The organism is Bacillus sp. NPDC094077 (assembly GCF_050279465.1).
Taxonomy (GTDB): Bacteria; Bacillota; Bacilli; order Bacillales; family Bacillaceae_G; genus Bacillus_A.
Window position 1 is genome coordinate 37035 of sequence record NZ_JBNNUF010000010.1, and the last position, 16919, is coordinate 53953.

General features: G+C 34.7%; 16 protein-coding genes. 10 read left to right on the forward strand and 6 right to left on the reverse strand.

Annotation, left to right across the window (positions count from 1 at the left end):
• Positions 1–92 precede the first annotated feature (92 nt).
• From ACQKNR_RS21175 to ACQKNR_RS21210, 8 genes are all read left to right on the forward strand, one after another.
• Entirely contained in the window at positions 93–764 is a 672-nt protein-coding gene (locus ACQKNR_RS21175) for a response regulator transcription factor (RefSeq protein WP_427320289.1), read from the forward strand.
• A complete protein-coding gene (locus ACQKNR_RS21180) occupies positions 761–2032 on the forward strand; it encodes a sensor histidine kinase (RefSeq protein WP_427320290.1) in 1272 nt (423 codons plus the stop codon). Before ACQKNR_RS21175 ends, ACQKNR_RS21180 begins: the two co-directional genes overlap by 4 nt.
• Before the next feature lie 225 nt (positions 2033–2257).
• Entirely contained in the window at positions 2258–3079 is an 822-nt protein-coding gene (locus ACQKNR_RS21185; protein WP_427320292.1) for a transporter, read from the forward strand.
• Between the two features lie 43 nt (positions 3080–3122).
• A complete protein-coding gene (locus tag ACQKNR_RS21190; protein ID WP_427320545.1) occupies positions 3123–3842 on the forward strand; it encodes a C39 family peptidase in 720 nt (239 codons plus the stop codon).
• A gap of 253 nt (positions 3843–4095) precedes the next feature.
• Positions 4096–5700 (forward strand): sensor histidine kinase, encoded by a 1605-nt coding sequence (locus tag ACQKNR_RS21195; RefSeq protein ID WP_427320294.1) that lies wholly within the window; start codon positions 4096–4098, stop codon positions 5698–5700.
• Positions 5697–6404 carry a response regulator gene (locus tag ACQKNR_RS21200; RefSeq protein ID WP_427320296.1) on the forward strand — a complete coding sequence of 236 codons (708 nt, stop codon included), beginning with the start codon at positions 5697–5699 and terminating at the stop codon, positions 6402–6404. Before ACQKNR_RS21195 ends, ACQKNR_RS21200 begins: the two co-directional genes overlap by 4 nt.
• 122 nt (positions 6405–6526) lie before the next feature.
• Positions 6527–7873 carry a 2-hydroxycarboxylate transporter family protein gene (locus ACQKNR_RS21205; RefSeq protein WP_427320297.1) on the forward strand — a complete coding sequence of 449 codons (1347 nt, stop codon included), beginning with the start codon at positions 6527–6529 and terminating at the stop codon, positions 7871–7873.
• 58 nt (positions 7874–7931) lie between these two features.
• Entirely contained in the window at positions 7932–9134 is a 1203-nt protein-coding gene (locus ACQKNR_RS21210; protein WP_427320299.1) for an NAD(P)-dependent malic enzyme, read from the forward strand.
• Positions 9135–9416: 282 nt separating this feature from the next.
• On the opposite strand, the gene ACQKNR_RS21215 is transcribed toward ACQKNR_RS21210, so the two are convergent.
• Positions 9417–9941, reverse strand: coding sequence for a DUF4871 domain-containing protein (locus ACQKNR_RS21215; protein WP_427320301.1), 525 nt, complete (start codon positions 9939–9941; stop codon positions 9417–9419).
• Positions 9942–10209: 268 nt separating this feature from the next.
• Positions 10210–11136 carry a DMT family transporter gene (locus tag ACQKNR_RS21220; RefSeq protein WP_427320303.1) on the reverse strand — a complete coding sequence of 309 codons (927 nt, stop codon included), beginning with the start codon at positions 11134–11136 and terminating at the stop codon, positions 10210–10212.
• 120 nt (positions 11137–11256) lie between these two features.
• On the opposite strand from ACQKNR_RS21220, the gene ACQKNR_RS21225 reads away from it, so the two are divergent.
• Entirely contained in the window at positions 11257–12657 is a 1401-nt protein-coding gene (locus ACQKNR_RS21225) for a PLP-dependent aminotransferase family protein (RefSeq protein WP_427320305.1), read from the forward strand.
• Between the two features lie 35 nt (positions 12658–12692).
• Here the strand turns inward: ACQKNR_RS21225 and ACQKNR_RS21230 are convergent, their stop codons facing one another.
• From ACQKNR_RS21230 to ACQKNR_RS21240, 3 genes are all read right to left on the reverse strand, one after another.
• Positions 12693–13205, reverse strand: coding sequence for a GNAT family N-acetyltransferase (locus tag ACQKNR_RS21230; protein WP_000351212.1), 513 nt, complete (start codon positions 13203–13205; stop codon positions 12693–12695).
• Positions 13206–13351: 146 nt separating this feature from the next.
• Positions 13352–14797 carry a sensor histidine kinase gene (locus ACQKNR_RS21235; protein ID WP_427320307.1) on the reverse strand — a complete coding sequence of 482 codons (1446 nt, stop codon included), beginning with the start codon at positions 14795–14797 and terminating at the stop codon, positions 13352–13354.
• Between the two features lie 137 nt (positions 14798–14934).
• A complete protein-coding gene (locus ACQKNR_RS21240) occupies positions 14935–15606 on the reverse strand; it encodes a response regulator transcription factor (RefSeq protein ID WP_427320309.1) in 672 nt (223 codons plus the stop codon).
• A 334-nt stretch (positions 15607–15940) separates the two neighbouring features.
• Between ACQKNR_RS21240 and ACQKNR_RS21245 the strand changes: the two genes are divergently transcribed.
• Positions 15941–16063, forward strand: a complete 123-nt coding sequence (locus tag ACQKNR_RS21245; RefSeq protein WP_427320311.1) for a hypothetical protein — start codon at positions 15941–15943, stop codon at positions 16061–16063.
• Between the two features lie 320 nt (positions 16064–16383).
• Here the strand turns inward: ACQKNR_RS21245 and ACQKNR_RS21250 are convergent, their stop codons facing one another.
• Entirely contained in the window at positions 16384–16890 is a 507-nt protein-coding gene (locus tag ACQKNR_RS21250) for an N-acetyltransferase family protein (protein WP_427320313.1), read from the reverse strand.
• Positions 16891–16919 lie beyond the last annotated feature (29 nt).

The window sequence follows — 16919 nt, forward strand, 5'->3', positions numbered from 1 at the left end:
ATGAAATTACATAATGTGACTACATTCTTTTTTTATGAGAAGAAGAGATGCAATAATAAAGAGAGTTGAAATAGATTGTGGAAGGTGAGAATATGCGCTTACTTGTAGTAGAAGATAATGCTTCTTTATTAGAGTCTATTGTACAAATCTTACGTGATGAGTTTGAAGTAGATACAGCGTTGAATGGAGAAGATGGATTATTTTTAGCACTGCAAAACATTTATGATGCAATCCTACTTGATGTGATGATGCCAGGAATGGATGGGTTTGAAGTGATTCAAAAAATACGTGATGAAAAGATTGAAACGCCAGTATTATTTTTAACAGCGAGGGATTCTTTAGAAGATCGAGTGAAAGGATTGGATTTTGGCGGAGACGACTATATCGTTAAGCCGTTTCAAGCACCAGAACTAAAGGCGAGAATTCGTGCTTTACTACGCAGAACGAGTAGTTTAACAACAAAGCAGACCATTCGATATAAAGGGATTGAATTGTTTGGAAAAGATAAAGATGTTCAAGTAGATGGAGAAGCAATTAAGCTCACATTAAAACAATACGAGCTTCTAGAGTATCTTATTCAAAATAGCGGAAAGATTTTAATGCGTGAACAAATTTTTGATCGTGTTTGGGGATTTGATTCAGATACAACAGTAGCGATTGTAGAAGTATATGTACATCATTTACGTAAAAAATTAGAGCCATTCGGTTATCAGAAAGATATTCAAACTGTTCGAGGTATTGGATATATATTAAAAGAACAATGAAAAAGGGAAGCATGTTTCAAAAAACACGCATTCGTTTAACTATATTAAATTCATTAGTATTTATTATATTAATTGGGGTACTAGGAAGTTTAGTGTATTCATATACATCCAATGAAATTTATAAGGGAGTAGATGGATCGATAGAGGACTTTATTATAAAGACAACGAGAGAAAAGCGACCAGGACCCCCGCGATTTGAGTTGAATAAAGATTTACGTATAGGGGATTCAAGAGTTTTTTACTTGGTATGGGATGAAAATAATCAATTGCGAGAGATTGATCCGAGATCTAGAGATCGTAGTTTTCTGGAAGAAAACCAAATAAAGTTACTTCCAAAAAAAGTTGGAGATTTCTATGATATAGAAATAAAAGGAAAAAGTTATAGAACCGGGGCAGTTCACGGAACTACACGTTCGGGAGAGAACGTCACATTTCAAATATTACGTGAAACTACGACTGAAAAAGAAGTACTGCGTACATTGTTTTTAATTCTTATAATGGGCTGTAGCATAGGAAGTCTATGTGCAATAGGCATTGGCTTTTTCCTAGCTGGTAGAGCGCTTGTGCCTATTCAAAATTCATGGGAGAAGCAGCAACAGTTTGTCTCTGATGCATCGCATGAACTAAGGACACCGCTTGCGGTTATTCAATCAAAAACAGATGTATTATTCCAGTCCCCATCCGCTACGATAGAGGAAAAAGCGATGGATATCTCCACAATTTCAAAGGAATGTAGGCGGTTAGCGAAGCTCGTTGCCAATTTATTATTGTTAGCACGTTCAGATTCAAATCAGATTGAGATGGACAAGAAAACATTTGGACTGGATAAATTGTTAGAAGAGATCGTAGATCCATATAAAGAAATTGCCTCTTATCAAGAAAAACAGATGATTTTAAAAGTAGAACACGACATATCGTTTATGGGTGATAGAGAGAGAATCCATCAAATGATGGTCATATTGTTAGATAATGCGATGAAGTATACGAATGAAGGTGGGCAGATTCAAATCGATTGCACGCACACGAGCAGTTCAATTCGTATACGGGTGAAAGATAATGGGATAGGGGTTAAAGAGGAAGATATTCCGAAATTATTTGATCGTTTTTATCAAGGAGATAAAGCAAGAAGTACGTCAGAAGGAGCTGGATTAGGTCTTTCAATCGCCAATTGGATTGTAGAGAGGCATTACGGAAAAATATCAGTAGAGAGCAAATGGGGAGAGGGCACTTGCTTTGAAGTAATCTTTCCTAAAAACCAAAGAATATAGGTGAGAAGACGATCTTGTTTTTACAAGGTCGTCTTTTTTAAGGGAAAGTTAAGGAAGTGTTTATATTATGGATTACATTAAGAAGGTTCGTTATATGAAGAAGTGATTATAGTGGGTGGATTTTATCGATCATAATGTTATCTCAAGCCGTGATGAGATGTATGTATAGTATAAAAAAAATTATGGGAATGATGGAAAAGAAAGTGTAAGAGGGAGGAATTAATTTTGAAAAAGAAAATGATGACGGTATTCACTATTGGAGCAATGAGTTTTAGTATATTAGGGGGCGCTTCTCCTTCTGAAACACCAAAAGGAAAGCCAGATTACGCGCAGCGTAGTAAAGAACAATTAAACAATGGAAAGATACATGCAATGGATACAGAAGGAAAAGCAGAGAAACTAGGAATTGAAACGGAAGGAAAAGAACAAATTACGCTAGAAAAAGAAATTCATGAAACGGAAGTAGGAAGAGAAGCAGAACAGTTAGGAATATCGATTGAAGGAAAAGATGTTGGAACTCTCTCAGAAGAAATCTACGAAACAAAAGTGAAGCAAGAAGCGTTAAACCTAGGGCTATCTATAGAGAACGCATCGATTGTGGATTTAATAAGCCAAATCAATGCAATCAAAATTAATAACGAAGCAGATAAATTAGGCGTTTCGACTGAAGGAAAAGAGATAGAAGCTATTGCGGAAGAAATCTATGGAACGAAAGTGAGAGAAGAAGCAGAACAGTTAGGGATTTCTCGAAAAGGAAAAAAGATAGAAGAGTTAGCGCAAGAAGTGTACGAACAAAAAGTGCAGGAAGAAGCAAAAAAATATCATATTGATTTGTACGGTAAAGATATATATCAAGTATTAAGAGAAATTAACGAACAAAAAGTGATACAGCTGGCAGATGAGCTCAATGTGGACAAGACGAATATGAACATTCAAGATGTGGCAGAAAAAATAAAAAAAGAGTATCCTGAAAGAGGAAAAGAATTAAATTTTGTACCGATGATTCGAACAGATGCTGACGCGTTTTATTCTTATTTAACGAATTAAAAAGGGCGTGAGAGGGATACGGAAATTGAAATGGTATATATGCATGGCTTTACTATGTATAGCGATATGGAATGTATACACGAATGGAATTACAAAGTATATAGAGAAGGTAACATTTTCAAATGTACAAAAAGGAAAACGAGCGGAGTTTAGTAATAATGATGAAAAGGTCATCTTATCAAATGTACCTCTAATTCAGCAATTACCAGAGCTAGATAGAGGTTGTGAAGTGACAAGCTTAGCGATGATGTTACAATACGCGGGTGTTTCTGTAGATAAGATAGAATTGGCAAATGAAATAAAAAAAGTGGATTTTATAGACGACGGTGTACGTGGGAATCCGAATGAAGGATTTGTAGGGAATATTTATACATTTTCTGAATCCGGATACGGTGTATATCATGAACCACTTTTTCAATTAGCGAAAAAATATTTACCTAATAAAGCTGTGGACTTAACAGGGAAGAGTATAGAAGAAATTTATAAGAGTGTAAAAGCAGGACAACCGGTAGTAATGATTACGAATGCAACATATGCACCATTGGATGAAGATGAATTTACTACATGGGAAACAAATAGTGGGGATGTTTCTATTACTTATAATGAACATTGTGTTGTACTTGTTGGATATGATAAGGAATCTGTATATATTCGAGATCCTCTTAATGATAGCTTAGATGTAAACGTACCGAGGGAAAACTTTGAACAAGCGTGGATACAGATGGGAAGCCAGGCTGTTAGTTATGTGAAAGACTCAAAATAAATTAGGGAGAAAAGGATAGAGTGGGTGACGAAATTAAGTTAGTAAATTAGGATAAGAAAATGATATAAAATAAGAGAGTTTCTATACATAGAAGCTCTCTTGTTTTTGTAATACGAACTTTTAAGAATGACATGATTTAATTGAAAAACACATTTTATTATTATGGATTGTTTTATTGATTGGAAAATATAGAGTGAAAATGGTATCATTCTACTTATTTTACCATTTAATAATTGGGGGAGTCATGGAAGGGATGAGAAAAAGGAAAAAACTATGGAATTTATGGAAAACGATTACATTATTAGTGTGCACAGTTGTAATTTTTTCTTTGCTCGTAACAGATATGTTAATTAGCCATAATGTTGAACGAACGACGGAAGAAAGCCAAGCAGAGAAGGCAAAAACTATTGCACATATTGTAGCGAATGATTCGGTTGTAATCGATGGTTTAATAGGGAAAGCAGATACATTTGCAATCCAAACATATGCAAATAGGATATTAAAAAATACAGGTGTTCAATTTATTGTCGTTATGGACATGGATGGAATTAGAAAATCTCATCCAGATCCTCAAAAAATAGGTCATCATTTCGTTGGAGGGGATGAAGGAACTGTATTGAAGGGAAAGGAACACGTATCGTTAGCAAAGGGGACTTTAGGGATTTCAATGCGAGTATTCGTTCCTGTTTTTGCTGACACAGGTGAACAGATTGGTGCAGTTGCTGTTGGCATTTCAGCAGATAATGTAAAAGAGAGAGTTAAGGAAAGTAGACATATTATTTATATTGGTGTCGGGGTGGGAGTGCTAGTTGGCATTATAGGAGCAATACTACTTGCTAGACATATAAAGAAAAGTTTATTTGGTCTTGAGCCACATAGGATAGCCAAAATTTTAGAAGAAAGAAATACGATGCTACAATCAGTAAAAGAAGGTATTATTGCCGTAGATAAAGAGGCAAAAGTAACATTAATTAATAATGAGGCAAAACGGATATTTAAGAAAAGCGGACTTAAAGACGACTTTATCGGTAAAGATGTTGAATTGTATATGCCTAATTCACGTATAAAAGAAGTATTGCAAACAGGAGAGATGCAATTAAACGAAGAACAAAATATTTATGGAATTACGATTGTTACGAATCGTGTTCCTTTATATGTAAAAGGAGAAATAGTTGGCGCAATTGCAACATTTCGTGATAAAACAGAGATTAGAAAATTAGCAGAGGAACTAACTGGGATTAGGCTATATGCAGAAGCGTTACGGGCACAATCTCATGAATTTATGAATAAAATGCATGTCGTATTAGGGCTTACACATATGAAACAGTATGAAGAGTTGCAGAAGTATGTAAGTGGTATGGTATCAGAGCATCAATATGAAATTGGTGGGGTTATGAAAAGAATAAAAAGTCCAGTATTTGCTGGTTTTTTACTAGGTAAACTTAGCTATGCTAGAGAGAAAAATATAAAGTTAATTATAAGTGAAGATTCTTACATGCCGGAAATATATGATGAAGGTATCACTCATGAACTTATTACGATTGTCGGAAATTTAATTGATAATGCATTAGAGGCAGTGACGAATTGTGAAAAGAAGCAAGTTGAAGCTGGGATACAATATGGGGATGCATTAACTATTACAGTACAAGATACAGGGAATGGCATACAAGAAGATGAAATGGATGCATTATTTACAAAAGGTTATTCTACAAAGGGAGATAATCGCGGTTATGGTTTGTATCTTGTAAAAGAAAGTATACAGAGAATAAATGGGGAAATTCATATTCATTCATTGGTAGGAGAGGGAACAACGATAACAGTTGAAATACCTAAAGGTAGGGATGAGAGGCAAATATGATTAAAGTTTTAATTGTAGAAGATGATCCGATGGTAGCAATGTTAAATACACATTATTTAGAGCAAGTGGGAGGGTTTGAACTTGTTCATGCAGCTAAATCAGTAAAAGAGGCGATAGGAGTATTAGAGAAATCCCGAGTAGAATTAGTATTACTTGATATTTTTATGCCTGAAGAGACTGGATTTGAGCTGTTAATGTACATTCGGAATCAAGAAAAAGAAATTGATATTATGATGATTTCAGCTGTGCATGATATGGGGAGTATTAAAAAGGCATTACAATACGGCGTAGTAGATTATTTAATTAAACCATTTACATTTGAACGATTTAAAGAGGCGTTAACTGTATATCGAGAAAAATTCATCTTCATGAAAGAACAACAAAAAATTAGTCAATCGGAATTAGATTCACTACTTTTACAAAAAGAAAAAAGAGAATCTTTCGTTAATAAAGAGCTTCCGAAAGGATTAACGAAGCAAACATTACAACTAATCTGGAAGAAAATCGAATCGCTTAAGGGACAAGCATTTACAACAGATGAAATGGCGCAATTAGTAGGAGTTTCAAGGGTTTCTATTCGAAAGTATGTAATGTTTTTGACTGAAATTGGAGTATTAGAGAATGAAATGGTGTATCAAAATGTGGGAAGACCGGTGAGTAAATTAAGATGTATTGATCAAAATAAAATAAATTTTTACGTATAAGCGACTTATTATAAGTCGCTTATACTTTTTTTAATTACAAAAGTAGTTACAAAACTTACAAAAACTATTTTTACTATTGAAAGCGTTTTAATATTGTTATTAAGAAAACAAGGGGGTGCCATATGGGGATTCAAAAGAATGTGGAAGCGGTATCATTTTCTGAAGGAAATGAAGTACAAAGAGAATCTTTCGCTTCTAAAATGATGAATGTAAAAATCGGTGTTATACCTTTACCGTTATACGTAGTATTGGCTGCTATTATTTATGGAGCATCTGTATATAACAAATTGCCAGCAGATATGATTGGTGGATTTGCAGTTATTATGATTATGGGTATTTTCTTAGGAGACATTGGGATGAGAATTCCAATTTTAAAAAATATCGGTGGTCCAGCAATCCTTTCATTATTTATTCCATCATTACTTGTATTTTTTAACTGGATGAATCCAGCTTCAATGGAAGCTGCGACTATGTTAATGAAAAAATCGAACTTTTTATATTTATATATTTCTTGTTTAGTAGTTGGAAGTATTTTAGGAATGAACCGTAAAGTGTTAGTACAAGGTTTCGTTCGTATGTTTATTCCTTTAGTAGTAGGAACGTTAGCTTCTATAGCAGTAGGCTTATTAGTTGGTTCACTATTTGGGTTTGAAATGAAGAAGACTTTCTTCTTTATTATCGTACCTATCGTGAGTGGTGGTATTGGCGAAGGGATTTTACCATTGTCGTTAGCTTACAGTGATATTTTAAATGAATCATCAGCAGCATTTGTATCACAGCTTATTCCTGCGGCTATTATCGGAAATATGTTTGCGATCGTGAGCGCAGGCTATATGAAACGTTTAGGTGAGAAGAAACCTGAGCTTAGTGGTAACGGTGTATTAGTGAAAACAGACAATCAAGAAGAATTATTAAAAGAACAAAATACAGAGAAGCCAATTGACTTCTCATTAATGGGAGCAGGTTTATTAATTGCATGTACGTTCTTCATCTTCGGAGGATTTGCTTCTAAGTTCATCGGTATTCCTGGGGCAATCATTATGATTTTCTCAGCAGCACTTGTGAAGTACTTTAAATTAATGCCAGCAAAAATGGAGCAAGGAGCATTCCATTTATATAAATTTATTTCAAAGAATTTAACTTGGCCGTTAATGGTCGGTTTAGGATTGCTATATATTCCGTTAAAAGATGTAGCAGCAGTTCTTTCTGTAGGATATGTTGTTGTGTGCGCATCGGTTGTTCTTACAATGGTAACAACAGGTTTTCTTGTAGGGAAAGTGATGAAAATGTATCCAGTTGAATCAGCGATTGTAACTGGATGTCATAGTGGTTTAGGTGGAACTGGAGATGTTGCTATTCTATCAGCTTCAAATCGTATGGAATTAATGCCATTCGCGCAAATTTCAACGCGTCTAGGTGGAGCGGCAATGGTCGTAACAGCGACAATTTTATTAAAAATGTTTTCATGATCAACAAGCTAGCTATATTCATATAGCTAGCTTGTCAAATTAAGGGGAGATTATAAGTATGTTAGAAAATCAAATTAATGAAAGATCATTGTTATTGCATAAAGAGTTAGTAGGGAAAATTGAAATTACAAGTAAAGTAGAAGTGAATTCAGCGGATGATTTAAGCCTGACGTATACACCTGGGGTAGCTGAGTCTTGCAAAGCAATTGCAGCAGATGAGGAAACAGCTTATGACTATACAGCACGTGGTAATATGGTAGCAGTTGTTTCAGATGGAACTGCAGTACTTGGTTTAGGGAATATTGGACCGAAAGCGGCTATGCCCGTTATGGAAGGAAAAAGTATTTTATTTAAGAAGTTTGCGAATGTAGATGCTTTCCCGTTATGTTTGGGAACGACTGATGTAGATGAAATCGTTACCCTTGTAAAAAATTTAGAGCCTACATTCGCAGGTATCAATTTAGAAGATATTGCAGCACCACGTTGTTTTGAAATTGAAAAACGGTTAAAGGAAGAAACGAATATTCCTGTATTCCATGATGATCAACATGGGACAGCTATTGTCGTTTTAGCAGCTGTTATTAATGCGTTAAAAGTCGTAATTAAACAGATGGATGATGTGAAAATTGTTATTAACGGTGCGGGTTCGGCAGGAATTGCAATTGGAAAACTATTATTAAAAGCTGGTGCAAAACACATTACGTTAGTTAGTTTAGAAGGTATTGTTTGTGAAGGTGAAACATGGATGAACGAAGCGCAGATCGAAGTTTCAAAGAAGACAAATAGAGATTACGTACGTGGAACATTAAAGGAAGCGATTCATCATGCTGATATTTTCATTGGTGTATCTGCTCCTAACGTATTAACGAAAGACCTTGTACAGATGATGAATGAGAAACCAATTGTGTTTGCAATGGCGAATCCAATTCCAGAAATCTTCCCGGAGGATGCATTAGCAGCTGGGGCAGCTGTAGTAGGAACAGGGCGTTCTGATTATTCGAATCAAGTAAATAATGTATTGGCGTTCCCTGGAATATTCCGTGGTGCGTTAGATGTACGCGCGACTGATATTACAGAAGAGATGAAGTTAGCAGCAGCATATGGGATCGCTAACATTATTACGGATGAAGAGCGTAATGCGAATTATGTAATTCCAAATCCATTAGATAAAAGAGTTGTTCCAAGTGTTGCAGAAGCAGTAGCGAAAGCGGCTATTGATTCAGGTGTGGCGCAAATTACGAAAATGCCAAAGTATGAGTAGTTAGAAGCAGTGCCTAAAGAGGCACTGCTTTTTTGAGATAAGAAATCAAAATAATGAAGAAGTGTAGAATTATGTATGCCCACTCACTATTTATCTATTTAATTCCAACACAAGTTGTTTACCATTTACTAAAACCTCAGTTACTGCTACAATCACTTCCAGCATTTTTTCATCTTTCCTCATTTCATTACTGTAAGTATAAGAGAAGAGAGAGAATTTAACTATCGAAGTACATGAGGTAGAAATTACATTGTTATAAGGAAGTGTTTTAGTTTGGTCACTTTACGCAGCATTGATTACAAATTGATTATAATATTTTTCATTCACATATATATTTAATATCCATAATCCAGATGATGGCAGTGACATTACGAGGGGGAGTTCTTTTATTGTAGTATCGACTGTATTTGAAGTAGTCCAAGTTGGTTTGGAGGTTTCTGTTGGAACGATTACTGGTGTTGGAAGGATAGATCCTTGTTTTAAAGCAATAATAGATAGTTTTCCAGTTGGCATTTGAGGGTCTAGAAAGTACCACATAATTTCATTTTGTTCATTTGCGACAATAGGTGTATCAGCCAGTGCAATTCTTCTTTCAATCCCCTTTAAAGGTGTCTTTCCTTCTACGAAGGATGGCGCTTCTTCCCAATTTACATCTTTTAAAACGCTAAGATGAAAAAAAGAAGGTGCGTTAATTTGAGAGGATGATGTTGCTATTGCTTCTCTTTTAGGTACCTTTGAATCGGGTTGCGCTTGTGTGCATCCAGTGATGAGGAAGGAGAGAAGTAGCAGAGTTCCGATTTTTTTCATGGTGCCACACTCCTAGTTTTTATTGTTAGTGTAATTGTATTTGCTAGAAGGCGGGACAATTCCTTTAAAGTATAAAAAGAGGTCGTAAGTTTTGTACGACCTCTTTTGACATTTTTTATCCCGCTATTTGCGTGCAGTAAGACTCCCACCTCGAAATTCGGCGAATGCGAGGAAGTTAGGTGGGAGATCAACTGCCCGTAAAAGCCCGATTGGTGTGGGCTAATAATCCGTGGGGGATGGAAAAAAAACCACTGATTAAAGTTTCACTTTATACTTGTTCAGTTGTATAGGTTGGCTCGTTCTCTTTTTGAGGCATCGTTAAGAAAATAACAGAAAGAACGATACATACGCCGCCTAATAATTGATATGCTCCAAAAGATTCATTTAGCCAAGCGATTGAAACAATGGCAGCTACAAGTGGTTCAATGCTAGATAAAATACTTGTTTCTGTTGCTGCTAAATATTTAAGACTACCGATATACAAAAGGAAAGAAAGGGTACCACTTATAACGATAAGAATAAGCATAGAAAAAGTTTTTGGTGTAAAGGTTTGTGAAATCTGATTCCATCCAAAAGAACGATTACAAATAAGCAGTGCCATTCCTCCAATTAACATCCCCCAACCAATTACTACAGTTGTTCCGCATTCTTTAATAAGAGAAGCTGGATGAAGGGTATAAAATGCAAATCCAATTGCCGTTAATAGGCCCAAAATAATGGCCTCTTTAGATAAAACAATATTTTCAATTGAGCCATTTGTAATAATAAAGTATGTTCCTGTTAGCGCAGTTATAATTGCGAGTATTTGCATAGAAGCAGGGAATTTTCTTTGCTCAAATGAAACATACATCGTAATAAGAACAGGACCTAGAAATTGAAATAGCGTTGCTGTGACCGCATTACTAATATGAACCGTTTCGATAAAGGCGTATTGCGCACCAAGCATGCCGAGAATAGAAAAAATAACAAGTTGTATAGATTGTCTAGGATGTTTCCAAATTTGAAATATGTTTTGTTTCTTTATAAGTAAGAAAGACAAAATAAATATTCCTGCAAGTAACAAGCGAATTGTTAAAAAATCAATTGATGATACGTTAGTATGTTGAAATAGCCACTGAATCATCGGGCCAGATAATCCCCATAAGGTAGCTCCTGTAATAATCATAATGAGTCCAGTACGTCTACTATTGTTCATGATCATGCATCTCCTCTCGAGTATTTGATTTTTTATGTGTGACATGATAAAAGGAATTATATATAACTTCTGGTACTGTAAAAAGTGTCAGATTTTAGTTTTATTAAGGGGTCAGATATTATGTTAGAATTAACGCCTAATTTAAATGTGAATAGTAAAAAGGCATTGTATGTGCAATTGTATGAGTATATAAAAAAAGAAATTAAAGATGGAACGATCCCGGCCTTTACGAAGTTACCAGCTAAGCGAAAGTTAGCAACACATTTACAAGTAAGTAAAAATACAGTAGAGGCGGCGTATGAACAATTACTTGCAGAAGGCTATATTGAGTCGATGTCGAGAAAAGGTTATTTTGTGTGTAAGATTGAGCAAATGGTTCATGTAGAAGGAAGCGAAGAGAGAATAGGAGAAGTACCGTTTCAGGAGAAGAATTACAAATTTGATTTCACACAAACAGGAATTGATACAAATGCTTTTCCGTTCAATATGTATCGGAAAATTATAAATGAAGTATGGCAGCCACATAATAATAAACTGCTTTTTCTTGGACACCCTCAAGGAGAAGTGAGCTTAAGAGAAGAGATTGCGAACTATTTGTATGAATCTAGAGGTGTGCGTTGTTCAGCTAGTCAAATCGTATTAGGAGCGGGAACACAAATATTAGTGAAACTACTGTTTCAATTATTAAAGGGAAGCAATTATGCAGTTGAAAATCCAGGATATCATAGGAAAATGGTCGCTTTTGAACAGGGAGAAAAAAGAGTCCAAATGTTATCTTTGGATAGAGATGGAATTTGTATTGCAGATTTAGAAAATAGCGATGCGAATGTTGTATTTGTTACTCCTTCTCATCAATTTCCGTATGGAATGATCATGCCTATCACGAGAAGAATGCAGCTTTTACAATGGGCAAAGAAAGAAGAAGACCGGTATATTATTGAAGATGATTACGATAGTGAATTTCGTTATTCGGGAAAGCCGATACCAGCACTACAAGGGTTAGATACGGATGGGAAAGTTATTTATATGGGGACGTTATCTAAAGCATTGTTACCATCGTTACGGATGAGTTATATGGTGTTACCAAAGAAATTAATTAAAAAGTATCAACAGCAATACTTGTTTTATACACAAAGTGTTTCAAGAATGGATCAAGAAGTGATTAGAAGGTTTTTAAACGAAGGACATTGGGAAAAGCATATTCATAAAATGCGTGTTGTCTATCGAAAAAAAAGAGATCGGCTTGTTTTGGAAATAGAAAAATATTTTTCTAATCGTGTTGAAGTGATAGGAGAAGATTCGGGATTACATATTTTATTAAAGGTGCATAATGGAATGCGGGAAGAAGAATTAATTAAAGAAGCGGCGAAACATAGTATTAAAATATATCCTGTTTCTACGTACTATAAAGGCGGTACTGCACCTGAAAATGTAGTTCTACTTGGATTTGCAATTTTATCAGAAGAAGAAATTGCAAAAGCGATTCAATTATTAAGTACGGCATGGTTTACAAGAAAGTAAAAAAACATCCTCATATATGAGAGGATGTTTTTTTATTATTTATTTTCATCTAGGAATAAGACCATATGCTCTTCATCCCAATATTGTCCGTTATACTTTAATGAACGTTCTTGCACACCAAATGTTTTGAAGCCTAATGACTCATAAAGTTTTTTTGCACCATCGTTTCCGACAACAACATCAAGCATAACTTGTTCTACTTCTAAAGATTTAGCAAGCTCAAGACATTCTTTAATCAGTGCTTTTCCTGCTCCAAGTCCGCGTGCTTTTGGAGATACGTATACTGAACCGATTTTTGCTTTATGTTCTTGTTTTACATATGGTTTCGTTTCCAGTGTTGCAACTCCGATTAATTTTCCATCTTTAAATGCACCTAGTGTATAGTTTTCATCTTGTGCTAATTTTTGTGCTTTATATTCGATAGCACACTCTTTATTAATAATATCCTCATAAGAAGAGCTGAAAGCTTCAGGGTTTTGCTTTAATCCTTCTACGCGAAGTTCTAAGTAAATTTCCGCTTCGTCTTTTGTTAATACATGGATATCCAATTATATCACCCTCCAAATCTTTGACAAATGTACCTTTATTTTATATTGAAATAAGAATAATTTCAAAAGCCTAGCTTATATGAGTTGGTTTTATGAACAAAATAACACCAGTAGTGTTTACTACTACTGGTGATTTCACGCATATATTATTCAAATGGTAATTCAATTATAAATTCTGTTCCGACGCCTAATTCACTTTTAACTTTAATAGAACCATTATGAAGTTCGACAATTTCCTTTGCAACAGCCAGCCCAATACCTTTTCCTCCGGTAGCTCTGGTTCTGGATTTATCAACACGATAAAAACGGTCAAAAATATGTGGGATATCTTCTTCAGGAATACCTTCACCTTCATCTTGTACACTTATTGTAAAATAATCTGTTTCCGCTAGTACACGTATCGTTATAGATGTGTTTTCTGGCGAATGTTGATAAGCATTGTGCAATAAATTTAACATAACTTGTTCCATGCGTCTTTCGTCTATCCAAACTTCTAAATCATCTTTACAATATACATGAAGTTGCATTTGTTTGTTCGTTAATGTTGTTTTTGTTTTTTCAACCATTCGCTCTAGAAATGGCTGAAGCAGCATTTTTTGTTTTTTAATAACAAACTGGTGTTGTTCTAATTGTACAAGTATAAATAAATCTTGTACAAGATCGGTTATACTATCTGTTTCATCTTCAATGATTTGTAAGTATTCTTCACGTTCTTCTTTCGTTAAAGAGTCTCTCTGTGCTACTTTTGCATAACCTTTCATATAGGTTAATGGAGTTAATAATTCGTGAGCGACACTAGCGAGAAATTCATTTCGTTCCTTTTTCATATACGTAAGTTCGCTGGATAAATCTTCAATGGTTTTTGCTAAGCTTCCAAGTTCATCATTACGTTTAATTCCTAATTGAATCGGTTTATTTAATTTTGACATTTTCTCTGTTGCTCTCTTCATTTTTATAAGTGGCTCTGTAATAACGCGGGAGAAGAAAAAGACAGAAATAGTTGTTAAAATAAGTGTTAAAATACTAACGATGATGAATTGATGCATGAGTCTAAGTAACATATTTTCTAAAAATGATGTTTTTAAAAACATATGTAAGTTACCATTGAAGTCTTTTGTTTTAATCGGGCTTACTGTTGAGATGAATTTTGATTTTTTCCAGTTCTTTTCTACTATTAAGCCATCTCTTGTAACAGGTTGTGTTTTGCAATAGAGTTGTTGCTGCATATCTTTTGTTACAGTTGCTGAGGAAGACGTAATTTTTCCATCATTATCAGTTATAATGATAATGATATCGGAATTAGTAAGTGCCTCTGTTTCCATTAAATCTTCAGCGGCATGTTCGATAGTGAAAATGGGGGATTCAGGACGTTTGTAATGCTCAGTATATTTTTTTTGCTCGGCGTATTCGCTCCATTTTGCACGACGTTCAATCGTATCACGATAACGATTTCCTTTTTCTAAAAGAGAAATCGTTTCTTCTTCAACCCGCATTTTTGAAAGGCTTTTATAAAAAGATACGAAAGCGATTGTTTCAATACATAAAGCTAATATTAAAAAGTATGTCCCAACTTTAAGTGAAAGTTTGCTCATTTTCTCACCATACCTTATTTCATATAAAGTTCAACTAATAATCCGTGGGGATGGACAAATCCCCACGGATTATTAGTTGAACTGGTCGGGCTTTTACGGTCAGTGTATATCATATCATTTTCCACTGGCCGAAGTAATTAGTCATTTTTCCATTTATATCCGACTTTATAAACAGTTTCTAAATAATCCTCCACTGGAAATCCTTTTTTGCGTAATTTATCACGGATATTGCGAATATGCGAATCGATTGTTCTATATTCGATGTCTGTTTGATAGCCCCAAATTTTTTCGATTAGATCATCGCGGCTGTAAGCGCGGTTTGTATTTTGTAAAAATAGTCCAAGTAGCGAAAATTCGATAGGAGTTAGTGAGATTTTTTCGTCATAAACTGTGACAGTATGTTTCGTTTTATCCCACTCAATACCTTTGAAGCTAACAAATCCATCTTTCTTTGTACGGCGTAATATAGCCTCAATTCGTGCGACTAGTACATGCTCATCAAATGGTTTTGTAATATAGTCATCTGCTCCTATTGTAAGACCTTTAACCATATCGTAATTTTGGTTGCGGGCTGTTAGCATAATAATTGGAACGTTGGAAATTTGACGAATTTGATAGCAAGTATCCCAACCATCCATATTTGGCATCATAACATCTAATAAAATAATATCGAAGTCTTTTTGTTCGATTAATTCCAGCGCTTCAAGGCCAGATGTAGCTTTCATACAAAAATAGCCGCGAGGGCTTAAGAAAAGATCTAGCAATCGTAACATACGTTCTTCATCATCTACTAATAAAATTTTTACCATAATCTTGTGCACCCCAAACTATTCATTCTACTTGTATAGTTTACATGAAAATAATAAAAAACTCTTTTTATGTGATTGAATGGGTGGCTGATTTTTTCGTTTAGGGCAATTGACATAAAAAATGCACTAGTTTTGCACAACTATTTTTTATAATAGAAAACGTAGCGACACAAAATACCCTATGTTGCGACATAACGTCATGTCATTTTATTTATAAAATGACAATTCCATTCTATTGTGTATGTGAGATAGAGAGGATTTTCGTATTCACCTCGCATCGGATAAGGAAAAATTCCTATCTCACACTTTTTTTATTATAAAGGGGATTATACACATGAGTAAAAAAGAAGAACGTTTACAAAAAGAAAAGCAAGATCGTAATACAGTTGTGATGTGTGTTGCCGTATCTATGCTTATTATTATTAGTTGTGTAAATAAAATTTTCGGGATTTCATAATAGATAGAAAAAAGCTTATTGCTTCTTAAAGAAGCAATAAGCTTTTTTGTTTCATTCTATATAATAAACCAAGGCAAAATGGCTAGTCCGGAAGTTAAAATTGCTGTAGCAAATATTAAAAAGATAGCTTGTTTGTTTTGTTTCATGTCACATTCTCCTCTACATATCAATTGAATGCTGTTCGTTCATTTGATATGTCTAGTATAACGATTGGAAAGGATTGGTACGATCGATAAAGGTGACAGGAAGATTACATTGTTGTAATGAAAAAAAGCATCGTTCGTAATAAGAAGATGCTTTTGAAAATCTATATTGAAGTATTAATCATTTAAGAATAGAACCATATGTTCCTCGTCCCAATATTGACCATTGTGTTTTAAAGAACGTTCTTGTACGCCGTAAGTTTGGAAACCTAATGACTCATATAATTTTTTTGCGGCAGCGTTACCAACCACAACATCGAGCATGAGTTGCTCTACTTGCAATTTATCGGCATTTTCAATAATAGCTTTAATTAAAGCTCGTCCTGCCCCAAGGCCACGCGCTTTTGGGGAAACAAAAACGGAGCCGATTTTTGCTTTATGCTCTTGCTTAATGAACGGCTTTGTTTCTAAAGTAGCAATACCGATTAAATCATTATCTTTGAAGACACCTAGAGTATACTTATCCGGATTGCTTAATCGTTTGGCCATAGCAGCTACAGGGTCTTCCTGTTTAAGAACATCTTCATAAGAAGAGCTAAAAGCTTCAGGGTTTTTCGTTAAACCTTCCATACAAACTTTTAAATATATTTCTGCGTCCTCTGTTGTTAATAAGCGAATTTCCATAGTTATAACCTCCCTGGTGGATTTCAAAT